At 47.1% G+C, this 13,277-nt stretch carries 13 protein-coding genes; 4 read left to right on the top strand and 9 right to left on the bottom strand.

Annotated features, from left to right (window positions below; translation table 11 throughout):
* The first annotated feature begins 12 nt into the window (after positions 1–12).
* From PHE17_RS08660 to hybE, 4 genes are read left to right on the top strand one after another with little or no spacing between them, the layout of a single operon-like run.
* A complete protein-coding gene (locus PHE17_RS08660) occupies positions 13–1,719 on the top strand; it encodes a nickel-dependent hydrogenase large subunit (RefSeq protein ID WP_301015435.1) in 1,707 nt (568 codons plus the stop codon).
* Positions 1,719–2,255: a HyaD/HybD family hydrogenase maturation endopeptidase gene (locus PHE17_RS08655; protein WP_301015630.1), complete on the top strand. Its 537-nt coding sequence runs from the start codon at positions 1,719–1,721 to the stop codon at positions 2,253–2,255. The genes PHE17_RS08660 and PHE17_RS08655 overlap by 1 nt, the downstream gene beginning before the upstream one ends.
* Positions 2,246–2,518: a HypC/HybG/HupF family hydrogenase formation chaperone gene (locus tag PHE17_RS08650; RefSeq protein WP_301015434.1), complete on the top strand. Its 273-nt coding sequence runs from the start codon at positions 2,246–2,248 to the stop codon at positions 2,516–2,518. The genes PHE17_RS08655 and PHE17_RS08650 overlap by 10 nt, the downstream gene beginning before the upstream one ends.
* The gene (gene hybE, locus PHE17_RS08645) at positions 2,511–3,071 is read left to right on the top strand and encodes a [NiFe]-hydrogenase assembly chaperone HybE (RefSeq protein WP_301015433.1); all 561 of its coding nucleotides are present in this window, start codon (positions 2,511–2,513) and stop codon (positions 3,069–3,071) included. Before PHE17_RS08650 ends, hybE begins: the two co-directional genes overlap by 8 nt.
* A gap of 7 nt (positions 3,072–3,078) precedes the next feature.
* Here hybE and PHE17_RS08640 read toward each other — a convergent pair whose 3' ends face one another.
* The 9 genes from PHE17_RS08640 to PHE17_RS08600 all read right to left on the bottom strand — a co-directional run bounded on the left by PHE17_RS08640 (position 3,079) and on the right by PHE17_RS08600 (position 13,005).
* Positions 3,079–3,732: a hypothetical protein gene (locus tag PHE17_RS08640; RefSeq protein ID WP_301015432.1), complete on the bottom strand. Its 654-nt coding sequence runs from the start codon at positions 3,730–3,732 to the stop codon at positions 3,079–3,081.
* Positions 3,733–4,008: 276 nt separating this feature from the next.
* The gene (locus tag PHE17_RS08635) at positions 4,009–4,395 is read right to left on the bottom strand and encodes a VOC family protein (protein WP_301015431.1); all 387 of its coding nucleotides are present in this window, start codon (positions 4,393–4,395) and stop codon (positions 4,009–4,011) included.
* A 116-nt stretch (positions 4,396–4,511) separates the two neighbouring features.
* On the bottom strand, positions 4,512–6,383 hold the full coding sequence (locus tag PHE17_RS08630) for a trypsin-like peptidase domain-containing protein (protein WP_301015430.1): 1,872 nt from the start codon (positions 6,381–6,383) through the stop codon (positions 4,512–4,514).
* Positions 6,384–6,388: 5 nt separating this feature from the next.
* Positions 6,389–6,700 carry a CU044_2847 family protein gene (locus PHE17_RS08625; RefSeq protein WP_301015429.1) on the bottom strand — a complete coding sequence of 104 codons (312 nt, stop codon included), beginning with the start codon at positions 6,698–6,700 and terminating at the stop codon, positions 6,389–6,391.
* A gap of 143 nt (positions 6,701–6,843) precedes the next feature.
* Positions 6,844–7,695 carry a toll/interleukin-1 receptor domain-containing protein gene (locus PHE17_RS08620; RefSeq protein WP_301015428.1) on the bottom strand — a complete coding sequence of 284 codons (852 nt, stop codon included), beginning with the start codon at positions 7,693–7,695 and terminating at the stop codon, positions 6,844–6,846.
* A 446-nt stretch (positions 7,696–8,141) separates the two neighbouring features.
* Positions 8,142–9,272: a methanobactin export MATE transporter MbnM gene (locus tag PHE17_RS08615; RefSeq protein ID WP_301015427.1), complete on the bottom strand. Its 1,131-nt coding sequence runs from the start codon at positions 9,270–9,272 to the stop codon at positions 8,142–8,144.
* A 4-nt stretch (positions 9,273–9,276) separates the two neighbouring features.
* A complete protein-coding gene (locus tag PHE17_RS08610; RefSeq protein ID WP_301015426.1) occupies positions 9,277–10,251 on the bottom strand; it encodes an MbnP family copper-binding protein in 975 nt (324 codons plus the stop codon).
* A gap of 2 nt (positions 10,252–10,253) precedes the next feature.
* Positions 10,254–12,470 (bottom strand): TonB-dependent hemoglobin/transferrin/lactoferrin family receptor, encoded by a 2,217-nt coding sequence (locus PHE17_RS08605; protein WP_301015424.1) that lies wholly within the window; start codon positions 12,468–12,470, stop codon positions 10,254–10,256.
* A 331-nt stretch (positions 12,471–12,801) separates the two neighbouring features.
* Positions 12,802–13,005, bottom strand: a complete 204-nt coding sequence (locus tag PHE17_RS08600) for a hypothetical protein (protein WP_301015423.1) — start codon at positions 13,003–13,005, stop codon at positions 12,802–12,804.
* Positions 13,006–13,277 lie beyond the last annotated feature (272 nt).

Genomic DNA, 13,277 nt, shown 5'->3' with positions numbered 1-13,277 from the left:
GGAGACAAGACAGTGGCAACCCGAATTACCGTTGATCCCGTTACCCGCATCGAAGGCCACCTGCGCATTGATGTGGAAGTGAATGATGCTGGCAAAGTTTCCAAGGCATGGTCATCAGGCCAGATGTGGCGCGGCATCGAAAAGATATTGGTCGGGCGTGACCCGCGTGAGGCATGGCTGTTTACCCAGCGTTTCTGCGGCGTTTGCACCACCGTCCACGCCATTACCTCGGTGCGGGCGGTGGAAAACGCCTTGGGGTTGGAAGTGCCAGTCAATGCACAACTGGTGCGCAACATTATCCAGACCGCGCACGCCATCCAAGACCACATCGTGCATTTCTACCACCTCTCGGCGGTGGACTGGGTGGATGTGGTCTCCGGCTTGAGTGCTGACCCGGCGAAAGCGGCGCAACTGGCGGAAAGCCTCTCTGACTGGCCTTTAAACGGCGTGCACGAAATGAAAGCCGTGCAGGAACGCCTGAAAACCTTCGTCGGCAGCGGGCAGCTTGGCCCGTTTGCTTCCGGTTACTGGGGACACCCGGCGATGAAACTGCCGCCGGAAGTCAACCTGATGGCGACGGCGCACTACCTGCAAGCGCTGGAAGTGCAGAATTACGCCAACAAGATCGTCGCGGTACTGGGCGGCAAATCACCACATATCCAGAATCTGGCGGTCGGCGGCATCAGCAATTCCATCAATATGGATGCGCAATCCGTCCTCAATATGGAACGTCTGATGATGATCAAGGGCTGGATCGACAAACTCGATCAGTTCGTCAAATCGGTCTACCTCAGCGACGTACCGGCAGTGGGCGCGTTCTATCTGGATTGGGCAGGCTACGGCAAGGGCGTGACCAATTACCTGTCGATGCCCGATTGCCCACAAGACAGCAAAGGCACGGTCTACGACCTGCCCGGTGGTTACATTGAAAACGGCGACCTTGCCACTTTCAAGCCGATCAAGACCCACCATGATGATTTCTTCCGCGATGGCGTGGCGGAATGTTCCAAACACTCGTGGTATCTGGGCGACGAGGCACTCCATCCGTGGAAAGGCGAAACCGACCCGAATTACACCGACTTCCAAGACGAAGGCCGTTATTCGTGGGTCAAAGCGCCGACGTTCAACGGCAAACGCGCCCAAGTCGGACCACTTGCGAATGTGCTGGTGATGGTAGCTGCGGGGCATGAACCTGCGAAGAAATACCTCGACGCCGCCATGAATACCCTCAAAGCCGTGTCGCAGAAACCGGACATCCCGCTGGAGGCGCTGCATTCCACCATCGGTCGCCATGCGGCACGGGCGGTACGCGCAGCGGTGATGCTCGATACCCTCAAGCAGCAATGGCAAAAGCTGGTGGACAATATTGGCAAGGGCGATACCGACACTTTCAACCCGCCGGTTTTCCCCAAAGGCGAAATTCAGGGTTTCGGCGTGCATGAAGCGCCGCGTGGCACACTCTCGCATTGGGTAGTGATTGACGACGGCAAAATCAAGAACTACCAAGCGGTCGTTCCCAGTACTTGGAATGCTGGGCCGCGTGACCAGAATGACGAACCGGGGCCTTACGAAGCCTCGTTGCTCGACAACCCGGTCGCTGACCCGCAAAAACCGCTGGAAGTGTTACGTACTGTGCATTCCTTTGACCCTTGCATTGCCTGCGCCATCCACATGGTGGATACCGAGCAGCAGGAAATCGTCAAGGTCAAGGTTCTGTGATGCGGGTATTGGTGCTGGGGCTGGGTAATGTGCTGATGGAAGACGAGGGCGTGGGTGTCCGCGCCGTCGAATTGCTGGAAAGCCGTTATCGCTTACCGCCGCAGGTCGAAGTCATCGACGGCGGCACGACTGGCACGGAATTGCTCGAACCGATGCGCAACGTCGACTACCTGATCGTTGCCGATGCGGTCAATACGGGAGCGCCTCCCGGTACGCTGGTACGGCTGACGGGGGCGGAAATCCCGGCGTTTTTCCAGTGCAAACTCTCCAACCACCAATTGGGGCTGTCCGATTTGTTGGCAGTGCTGACTGTGACGGGGGAATCGCCCAAAGCGGTGACGATCATTGGCATGGTTCCGCATTCCCTCAACAACACGCTGGGGCTGACGCCCGCCACGCTGGAACGGCTGGAACAGATGGTGGAAATGCTGGTGGCAGAACTGCGGCGGATCGGGGTTGAAGCGGAATTGCGCCCCGCGCCCCTGCCCTGTTTCTGGGCGGAACAGACCCGCAGCGAGGCCAGCGCATGTGCATAGGCATCCCCATGCAGGTCATCGAAGACCGCGACCTCATGGCTTTGTGCCGGGGACGTAATGGCGATGAAGTCGTCAATATGATGCTGATTGGTTCGCAACCAGCGGGGACGTGGGTGGTGAATTTCTTGGGTTCGGCACGTGACATCCTCACCGCACAGGAAGCCGACCTGATCAACCGGGCGCTGGATGGCTTGGTGGCTGCCGCCAATGGCGAGACTGACTTTGACCCGTATTTCCCCAACGTAGGTGCTGCACATGGATAACCCCACCGACCCTCTGGAAACCCTGTTCCGCCACATCCAGCAGGAACGCATGGCGGGCATCCCCATTCTCAACCCGGCGCTGAGCGTGCAGGCGGTCGGTTTCAGCCCGTGGGAAAACGACTGGCTGGGCGTGCTGATTACCCCGTGGTTCATGAACCTGATCCTGCTGCCCGCCGAGGCGCAATCTGCTGGGCTGGCATTGGGGGCGAAGCTGAAAATCAGCTTCCCCAGCCGCGATTACACTTTCATGGTCAATGAACTGGAAGGCATCGGGCGCTGCCTGACCCACTCGCTGTATTCGCCGATGTTCATGTTCACCAACCAAACGGACGCGCTGCTGATGGCGGAACAAGCGCTGGCAAATCTGGGAACGGCGGACACAGCAGCGCTTGCCGAAGAGGATGCAGCACTCGACAAGTATCTGAGCAAGGAAGGGATGTTTGAGCGGCAAGAAGCGCCAGCAGCGCTGCCTGTTGCAGCTTGCAAGCAGGTGCGGCAGGTGGTGGCGCAGCCTATTTCACGGCGGGATTTGCTGATGGGAAAGTTTAGCTGAACCAATTTTATTTTTTCAGCAACAATACCTTTATTTTTCCATCATGATCTTTTGATGTGAATATATTCGAGCTTATTTTATTGAGCGCATCAATATTATCAATATATTTCAAACTTGCGCACTGTGTGACCTTCTTGATGAAATCATCTCTGGCAGCGCTAAATGAAACATATCCATGATTAACCAGCGAAAACAAACTAAAACTTTCCCTGCTAAATTGTCCAATATACATTCTCTCTTTCGCCTTAACCGTATATGGACCAAATAACCTTCCATGATTATTGATTTTCCAAAAATTATTATTGGAATAAGCAATGCTGAATTCTCTTGGCACTTGCTTAAATGGTTTTTTGTTTATAACCCCAATATAACCTGATGAGTGCCCGCACCTTTTATTATATCCCGCATCATCAAGAGCAGTCTCTACAAGGCTAATTGACTCTTCGTCTGATCTTGATTCTTCATCCAAAATTATGACATTTATTGGCTCGACAAGATATTTATTATCAACTTTTCTTCCAAGCCACAATGCAACTTGACTTGTATTTTTTAACAGAAAGCTATTAAAACTAACTTCGTTGTAGAATGAAGTTGTTGTATGCAGTGTGTTTTTTGGAGCGATGTAAGCACTGCACCCTGAAAGAAACACAGCAACGATCATTGCCGAAAATATTCTTCTTATTATTATCATGATAAATAAACGACATTAAATTAATAATTACATGGAAATTTTTATTACCAAGAGACTAACAATCATAACCACTTGACCATTCAATAACAGGACTTACTTTTCTGTCCAAGACAGTATCATATATCGCTTGTAATTTTGCAATGATATGTTTACCGGGAATAGAAGCGTCCGAATTGACGGGGTAGATCAGTGCACGATGAAAAATCAGTTAAGCGGATTGACCGTGGCACAAACTTTCCTGCGCTATCAACGCGGCAGATAGTTGGAAACCTCAATTAGATTCATGTCAGGATCACGAAAGTAAACAGAAAGAATCAAACCCACTGCTCCCGTGCGTTGCACGGGGCCATCAATCACGGTGACATGACAGGAACTAAGATGCTCTATAACCTCATGTAAAGGGACTGATGTAATAAAACAAAGGTCAGCAGAACCCGGCGTGGGATATTGTGCCTTTGGCTCAAATTCTTTTTTGTACTGATGCAAGTTGATTTTCTGATTGCCGAAGGATAAGGCTTTTCGATCACCGCCGAAAGTAATTATCTCCATACCTAAGACTCTGGCATAAAATGATGCAGTAGTCTCAATGTCTTGAACCGTAAGGACTAAGTGGTCAATGCTATCAATTTTCATGGGAGTATCTATTGTCGGCAACGTCTCGTGTGACGGGCGCGGCGGGGAGTCAATTGGTCGGGGTCGCGGGCTGCCACCGCGTCCGTCGTCGATGTGCTTGTTAACCTTTATTCATTCTACCCTAGTCGTACATTTCTATAGGCATAATATGCTCCTATTCCAAGGGTTATCAGTGAAATTATAGAATCCATAGAGTTGAAGACTACAGAAAATATGACGCCAAGAATAAAGAAGAAATCTTTTGATGCAGCCATGTCAATATATATCGATATGGCTGAAGATATTATTATGCCGATCTCATATCCTAACATATAGCAAATCACAGCGAAGGCAGCTACTTTTTTATCTTTATTTCTATTGAACGATTCTGAAATAAAATCTCCAACTTTTGCACCTAAGGGTACTAAGGCCGTCCATACTAATGATGCAAGTAAACTTGCTGCTGGATTACTTCCTAGTAGCATTAAGATTAAATACTGAATCAGGAATAAAAACATCGTTCCAATTGTTGAAATTCCAGATGCTTTAAAGAAAATGAGAAATAAGCTAAATGGACTATGTGTGCTTTTTAAATTAATATTTTCTACTTTTGGCCTTCTTGGTATTTTATGGTAAGGCTTGTTTTTTTCATATAAATTTTTATTTTTTCTTGAGAGGTAAGCTAATAAATTTGAAATGGAATTTGAATTCCTTGCTTCATCGATAACTTTTTCAATGATATAATAATTAGTAACATCGTTAGGTAAGTCTTTTATTGAGTTTGGGTACATATCATAGATGCCCCATCTTATATTTTCATGCTCCATTAATATTAACATAATTTTCTTTATGTTATCTATCTCAAACTCATCTTCTAAGGATTCTGAGATATATTCAATGCCCAAATCTTTTATTAAATTATCCCTTTTCTCATACAGTGCTATTAATTTATCAAGACTGTAAGATGGCAATGTCAAATCAATAATCAAACTTCCTTCTCTAACTTTTTTAGTATCAATTGTTTCATAGCAAAGATTTAATTCTGATGCCAGCGCTTGAACGGGAATTTTATATTCATCTACTGATAAGTTAGTTTTGAAGTGTATTTGACAATTGCATTTCTTGTTATTTTCTCGCTTAGCTTTATTAAAAAAAGAAAACATGGAGAACTTTATAGTTCTTTTTTGTGGGGTATGCTCATTTATATATTTTTGCAATTCAGAACACTTATTTTCCATGTGGCAATAATCTATCAGTATCTCAAGCGCTATTAAAAATGCTTCGTCATTTGCCTCAATGTTAAAATGGGATAATAAAGAGTAAAAATCTTTACTTATCTTGCCATTTTCATATTGAAATCTTTCTTTTATAGACTTTTTTAGGCCGATTAGATTGTAGGCGGTTTTCCTTATTATATCTTCAGGGGCATCTTTCCATATTTCCAAGAGTGTTTCAATAGAAATGGCAGTTCCTTTTTGACCATTGTTTTCTCTATGGGTAATAATAGCGAAAGCAAGTCTTGTTTTTTTATCAATCACAGGAGATCCGCTAAAGCCTTCCTTTAAAAAGTCATCATTCTTAAATGAAAGCTTCCATCCTAAAGTAGGCTCTCTTTGCTTTGGATGCTGAAGTTGAATGCTCTTTAATAAATATCCACTTAGTCCTTCATGTTCAAAATAATGATTTACTTTGTCAAACAAATACCATCCAAAAGTGCAAAACTCGTCACTTTGAAAGTTATGAACACCAAGGGGAATAGGTGTTGAATTAAAAGAATTTTCGACTCTTAATATAGCTACATCTTGAGTGCTGTCACTTTCACCTATACCAATAACATCTATAACATGATCAGCAATTTTTACATTTCTTTTCCCACCAACGTCATTAACTACATGTGCGCATGTGACTAGATAAGAATATTTATCATCTTTATACACACAAAAGGCGGTTCCGAATTTTTTATTATCTCTATCATTGCTTGTGATTAGGAAGACTGTTTTGTTTTGCATAGCAATTAACTTCCCGCTTTAAATTTTAGCTTTAAAACGATATTTGCCGTGGCTTTTGCTTTAGTTATATAAAGATTTCCTTCCCCTTCAAATCCTAGAGAAATCTCCGCCTCTATGCTTTCAATTTTGCTTTTATTTTCAAGCTCTTTTATGGCTTCAGCAATAGGCTCGCTAGCATTTATAATTAATGGCTTAATGTTTTTTAAATTTCCATCAACTTTGTCGGCAATGCTTCCTGATATTTGTTCAACCCGATTTTCTATGATTTCTACTTCTACCAGTGTATTATCGCTAAGCTTAATTAGTTTAGTAGGCATTTTAATCTCCTTAAAATTAATTGAACATTATTTGAGATGGGTATATTGAGGTTAACGTCTTGTATGACGGGCGCGGCGGGGAGTAGATTAGGCGAAGTCGCGGGCTGTCACCGCGTCCGTCGTCGAGAATCTCGTTATGCATTTTATTTAATATGTAACACTTCTTTTTCGTGTTGGTAGGTTCTCTCAATCAAATTATTAGTGTAAATGAGTATATCTCGCCCCGTGTCATCACCAAGCCTACGTGCCCCGATATGTACGGAGTAACTCTCATTGAGGCCACCTAAAAACTCAAAAGTATAAGTTTTTTCATATTGATCTGCTAATCGCGGACGAATATCACCTGTTTTTTGTAAATGTTCATGGAGTGCTTCAATAACTCGAAATCGAGCAATAGCACCATCACTCCCATTAGCCCGTGATTCATAAATAGCTTTTGCAATGCCTTCAATATATACTTGAATAAGTGTCAGGCAAGTATAAGGTTGTCCTTTAGCTTGTTCTATGTAAGTTAATCTAATAACTATAAGGTCTTTATTAATCGACCAATCCATGCCATGGTCAATATAGTATGTGGGCTCTTTAAATCTTGCAAGATTTGGATTTGTAATTTTTGCCACTCCTTCAAGAATAACTGATAAACCTTCATCAAAAGATTTGCGAAAATCAGCATAGACTTTACCTCTGGCAAAAATTGGAACATCACAATCTTGAAGTAAAACTGGCAACACAAATACACGTTTATCTTCTAGCTCTTTGAGTAGTCCGCTGTTTATTTCCTTTTTGCACCACTCAGACTGAACTGATGCTTTAGATAAAATCACAAGTAAAGCACTAGATTCATCTAAAGCTTCTTGAACTTTCTCGACAATAGAATCGCCAAGGTTAAGCTCCCAACGATCAAGCCATACATTAACATGATGCCGAACAAGTTGTTTAGCAAGCGCATCTACAAATGCTTTGTCATTGTGTGAATAACTAATAAATATTGGCATAGTGGTAGGTATTTATAGGCATAACGTTAAAGCATTTTATGCCGTGTGCGGCAGCACTGGGCATAAATGTCTTGTTGGACAGAACCGCGTGCTACGGAGTCCCACACTTTATCTATAAGGGGATTGCTTTTCCTGCCCTTCGCCACGCTAACCCATGCTGCCCGGTTATTCCCCACCAACTGCTGCTTTTCCATTGCCTTTTCACCGCCTGCCACCCTGATTGTGGTCAAACATAGCACAGGGTTCTGGGCGTTTCGAGCCTTTTGTCCAGCGGGTGCAAAGGCGGTGGGTGGCAATCTGGGCTGCTTGCATTTTCAATACTGCAATTAAAAACGACGCTACCGCCCTAGCGTGTACACACTAAAAGTTGAGAGAAGTTTACTCTGAGCGTCATTTGAGCGAGTGTAATTCATAACTTTAATGAATGAAATCTGAATTTGCCGTCATCAGCGCTTGGTATCCGCGAGCGGATCGGAGAATTTCGGATTGGTCAGAAAATCCTTATCGGTCAAGGTTTCCAAAAACGCCACCAAGTCATCCAATTGCGCCTCACTGATAGAAAAACCTTCGATGAAATTTTCCCGCAACGGGTTGGGTTCCTTGCCATCACTCACGGCCTTGCCTTTCACGGCGTAGTGCTTGCTGATCACATCCCGCAAGGTCGGTAAAGAACCGTCGTGCATATAGGGCGCAGTCACGGCAATATTGCGCAAGGTTGGGGTGCGGAACTTGCCTTCATCTTCCGGCTTGTCAGTCACGGCGCGGATGCCGTGGTTATCCGCCGGATAAGCGCCCTTGCCGTCAAGGTTATACAGCCCGGTGTTGTGGAAGCCGATTTCCGGGAATGGCAAGCGTTTGTGTTGGATATTGTCGGTGAAATTAAAACCGCCGTGGCAGTGCGCACACTCCAGTTCCTCACCATAAAACAGCGCCTCCCCGCGTTTGGCGGCAGGGGAAATCGCATCCGGTTGCTGACGGTACTTGTAGTGGTCGTAAGGCGAATTGAACGACAGCAAGGTACGCTCAAAACTGGCGATGGCTTTGGAAACAGTGGACAAATTAACAGCCCCCTGTTCCTCCGGGAAGGCTTGCTTGAACATCGGCGGGTAACGGGGATCGGCATTCAGGCGGGCAAACAACTCCTGTTCTTTGCCCTCCATACCCAACTCAACGGGACTGATGCCAAACAGCGGCAGCAGCAATTGGCGTTCCAGCTTTGTCTGGTTGGGGTTTGCCCACGTCAGCACCGGCAGGTAAGCCACATTTGCCAGCATCATGGCACTGCGCACCCCTTGCGTGTCGTGAATCCCCACGGGCAAAGCCAGCCCATCCGTGAATGCCTTGTCCTGCAAGTGGCAAGAGGCGCACGCTTTGGTGTTGTCCAGCGACAGGCGCTTGTCGTAAAACAAATGCCGCCCCAATTCCACCTTGGCCTCACTCATGGGGTTATCCGCCGGAACTACCGGGTCAGGAACCCATTCCGGCTTATCCCAGTGATAGGCATCCGGTTTGCCCGCCCCCAGCAAAGCCAACCAGACAACGAACCATATAACGCCACGCCACCACTTGGGTTTCATTTGCTTACCTCACCGTGAAGAAACGCTGTGGGGCTGCGGGCTTGTCGCCGAATGGCAAACCGAATGCCGCCATTACGCCGGGGCAATCCGCATCATTGACCGCAGACATACAGCCGGGTGCGCTGTCTGGGGCGTTCACGTCCACATTCGCATCTTGCAACAGGCTGGCGACATCCGCCACGATCACATTTTTGGCAACATCGAAGGTATCGAACGTGACCGTTACCCGGTTGGGGTTGGTGCATTGGCTGGGCGGCGAAGTCAGCGTCGTGGCGGCGCAACCTGTGCTACCCAAATGCACGGAAAATCCAGCGGCTTGCGCAGGCTTCTTAGCTGGCGGTGTGCCCGCTTTGGCTGCTGCCGCTTTTGCCGCCGCAATCTTTTCCAGTGCCGCGAGTTTTTCCTTCATGTCGGTGGCGGGTTTGCCATCGGCTTCTGCCAGTTGCGGTTGCCCGCTGGTTGCCATGTCGATCTTGACGAAACGGTAGCCAGACTGCCACGCCCAGAACATCGCGGTCATGTTCAGCGGCGAAGGCGCAATGGTCGGATCGCCGTGGTTCAACTCAAACGGCACACCCAGCGTGAAACGCACACCCTTGTAATCACCTTTCGGCACTGTCCCCGTCACCGCCTTGTGCAAGCCAGCGTTACCGTTGCGGCAAGCTTCCTTGCCATCCTCAAAATCCAGCAACGCCAAGTTTTTATATTGCCAGATTTCATCCTGTTCCAGCGTCAACGGGGTTGCCTTGCCCGCGCTATCCAGCAACTCCACTTCCGACACGTAGAAACGCAGGTCGGAAGGCGTAATACGCGATTTGGTCGAGCCGATAGCGTCGTAACTTTGCCCACAGGCGAAAGGCTTGCCCCCCACCACAGCATCAAATGCGAGCGACACTTTCATCTCATCGGTAGCAGCAAACGTACTGCCAGCCTGAGCCAGCAGCAGTGCCGTTACCATTGCAGGTAACACTTTTTTCATGCTTAGAAACCTCCAGATACGCTGATCATGTAGTTGCGCCCCATCTCGTAGGCCGCTGTAGCTTGAGTTGACTGGTAAGTCTGGTATTTTTTATCAAACACGTTGTTAACACCAAAATCAACTTCCACTTTACGGTTCGGTTTCCAGCCCACATGCAAATCATGTGTCGAGTAACCGCTGCGACGGCGGAGTACTGTTGAATCATAATCTTGTGCCGCCACACCTGTTGCCGCCCAAGATACCGATGTATTTTTAGGGAGCTGATAGCTAACTTTGGTGGTCAACTTGTCAGGAGGAGAAAATAAGTTATTCCCGGTGGTTTTATCTTTCACCCGAAGTCTGCTCGCACCGACATCAAGCCGCAATGCACCACGCTCATAACTCCCTTCAAGTTCAATACCCTCACGCTCGGCATCAGCTACATTTTGATACTGCTGAATAGGGCGCACCGAAGGTGTGCCAAATGTACCGATCACCTTGTTCTCAATCAAATCTTTTACATCAGATTTAAACGCGGCTGCCCGCAACTGCACCTTATCATCCGTGGAAAACACCTGTTCCTTCTTGTACTTAGCCCCGACCTCAAATGTTGTATCTGTTTGTGGTTTCAAATCTGGATTAGCAACAAAACGGGAAAAATCGGCAGGCAGTGGTGTGATAGTCTGCCTGTATCTTTCCCAAACCGTTGGCGCACGGTACGCCTGACCATAGTTGCCATAAACCGTCAAATCCGGTGTGGCTTGATATGCCACCGCAAGTTTCGGTGAGGTATGACTGAACTTAGTAGCCGTTGCTGTACCCGTGCTTACCTTTGTTTCAAATTTGTCATGCCGAACACTTGGCGTAATCCGCAGTTTTGAAGTCAGCTCAATTTCGTCCTGTAAAAATATGCCAGATGTATCAGATGTGCCATCAGGGTTCACAGGATTGGCAACCCCTTTGCTAAGCGTGGTAAATTTATCTTTATAGGCATCCACCCCATATGTCAGTGTATGTTTACCGTCTTGCAAGCGGGAAGTATTTTGAACACCTACCCCAGTCGTATCCGTTATGTACTCACTCGACCCTAAATTGGTGGCTGGAGGATAAAACGCAGCATCATTCAATAAATGAAACTTGTTGTTGTATACTTTTGCATCTAACGCTTTTTCTCCATCGTCATTCTTAGTCGTAACCCGCAACACGGTATTATCCTGAGATGTGTGGGTCTGTTGAGGTGTTGCAGTAACAACTTGAGGGTTATTGGGACGGTAATTTTTACCTTGGAACGTTTGTCCAGAAAGCTCAATCCGAACTTTTTTACTCGGCTCTACACCCAACTTTAATAATCCACTATTGCTGCGACCAGAGTTTTGCTGCTCAACACCATCATCACCTCGCTCAATAGAATCGAAATCCCGATAGCCCAACCCTAACAAGAAGTCTGCCTGCTCCCCCTGCCCGTATACTTTGGCATTATAACGGTGGGAATTGTCCCCACTAGCATAACCAGCTTTTGCATCTGCCCCCGCTTTTTGATCAGGCTCTAATAAATCTTTCGCGTTTAAGGTCGTGAAAGACATCACACCACCATTACCGCCAGAGCCGTAAAGGGAAGAAGATGGCCCCCGCACAACTTCCGCCTGTTTCAAATAGAATGGATCAAGGTAAAGGGGAGACCACAACTGCGTTGCTTCTGGAGAGTTACGACGCGCCCCATCGACCAACAAAGTAATGTCTGTACCTTGGTAGCCACGGATCGTAGGAATTTGCCCGTCAGAACGTGGGCCACCGCCGAAATCGACGTTCGGCAACTTCTTCATTACGTCTGCAACGCTATTGGCTTGCTGTTGCGCGAAATCTTTTTGCTTCACCACGCTGACAGATGCTGGCACTTTATTGAGCGAACGTTCGGTGCGGGTGGCGATGACCGTTACATCATCCAGCGGGGTAGCGGCTGGGGATGCGGTGGTTATTGGTTTGTCTGCGGCATACGCCAACGGCATCAGGGCAGTGAAAACAGCAAGGGCAAGCGGTGACAGCTTCAACATGTGAAATTCCTCAGTAAAAGTGCGAAATACCGCAGCTAACGAGCAACTTTCATGCCAAAAAAGCAACATGTTGTTTTCATACAACTTTGCCCCATTTTCCTCACAACAGCGCAGCAGAAACCGTGTGAAAAAACACGCTAACTGCGTAAATTCACACACCAAACCAGCACCAATGATTACGCTCGGCATTGAAAAACATGAAGTTTTACATCTGGCACGCTATTTGCCTTGTTATGCCAGACTGAAATTTATGTGGAGGTAGTTTTCAGTTGTGTGAAAACACATGGCTAACTTGCTATTTGACACAGCAAAGCACGCCTAGCCATAAGCATGAACAAGTAAAAACAATGAGTTAAAAGTTGGCACAACAATTGCTATATGCCCTGCGAGACTGAACTATGTGGAGATAGTTTTCTGCTCTTAAGACAATAATGACGACGTGTACAACTTCCAAAGGGGCGGGTTCTCCCCAGAACTGCCCCTTCTTTTTTAACATCACCCCGTATCAATCCCGTAACGCTTACTCCCGAGCTTTCCACGAGCGGTAAGCTACCCGCAATTCAATGATGCCCAAGCCCAAGATAATCACCGCCACCGCCCGCATCCAAAACGGCAATTCGGCAAAAAACCAAAAGAACGGCACACTGATCAAGACCGACAACACCCCAGACACGGCAGCGTAACCGGACAAAATCGCCGCTTCAAACGACATCGGTTCTGACATAACGCTCTCCAATAACTTGCAACGATACCGAGAAGCATAGAGTGATGCGGGCAAGGCCGAAACCAAAAATATCAATTTGCACGCCAGATATTTACTTAATAAACAGTGTGTTATTTCACACAGCGATGCTGTGCAGACCTTTTAGGAGACTGTAAACTGAACTGTGTAACTGCTATATAACAGCGGACCCCCCGCAAGGAGCAGTCACATGGAAACCCTTGATCCCGTCCTGATGGATGAGCTTTTAACCGATTGCAAAACGCCCGCTGATG

The organism is Thiothrix sp., assembly GCF_028714775.1.
Classification (GTDB): Bacteria; Pseudomonadota; Gammaproteobacteria; order Thiotrichales; family Thiotrichaceae; genus Thiothrix.
The sequence above is the reverse complement of the archived record's forward strand: the minus strand, read 5'-3'. Positions and strand labels throughout refer to the sequence as shown.

Excerpts from the sequence above, each read along its gene's own strand:
- PHE17_RS08620 (WP_301015428.1), bottom strand. The coding sequence starts at position 7,695 with ATGCCAATATTTATTAGTTATTCACACAATGACAAAGCATTTGTAGAT.
- PHE17_RS08625 (WP_301015429.1), bottom strand. The coding sequence starts at position 6,700 with ATGCCTACTAAACTAATTAAGCTTAGCGATAATACACTGGTAGAAGTA.
- PHE17_RS08610 (WP_301015426.1), bottom strand. The coding sequence starts at position 10,251 with ATGAAAAAAGTGTTACCTGCAATGGTAACGGCACTGCTGCTGGCTCAG.
- PHE17_RS08650 (WP_301015434.1), top strand. The coding sequence starts at position 2,246 with ATGTGCATAGGCATCCCCATGCAGGTCATCGAAGACCGCGACCTCATG.
- PHE17_RS08630 (WP_301015430.1), bottom strand. The coding sequence starts at position 6,383 with ATGCAAAACAAAACAGTCTTCCTAATCACAAGCAATGATAGAGATAAT.
- PHE17_RS08635 (WP_301015431.1), bottom strand. The coding sequence starts at position 4,395 with ATGAAAATTGATAGCATTGACCACTTAGTCCTTACGGTTCAAGACATT.
- PHE17_RS08640 (WP_301015432.1), bottom strand. The coding sequence starts at position 3,732 with ATGATCGTTGCTGTGTTTCTTTCAGGGTGCAGTGCTTACATCGCTCCA.
- PHE17_RS08600 (WP_301015423.1), bottom strand. The coding sequence starts at position 13,005 with ATGTCAGAACCGATGTCGTTTGAAGCGGCGATTTTGTCCGGTTACGCT.
- PHE17_RS08655 (WP_301015630.1), top strand. The coding sequence starts at position 1,719 with ATGCGGGTATTGGTGCTGGGGCTGGGTAATGTGCTGATGGAAGACGAG.
- hybE (WP_301015433.1), top strand. The coding sequence starts at position 2,511 with ATGGATAACCCCACCGACCCTCTGGAAACCCTGTTCCGCCACATCCAG.
- PHE17_RS08615 (WP_301015427.1), bottom strand. The coding sequence starts at position 9,272 with ATGAAACCCAAGTGGTGGCGTGGCGTTATATGGTTCGTTGTCTGGTTG.
- PHE17_RS08605 (WP_301015424.1), bottom strand. The coding sequence starts at position 12,470 with ATGCCGAGCGTAATCATTGGTGCTGGTTTGGTGTGTGAATTTACGCAG.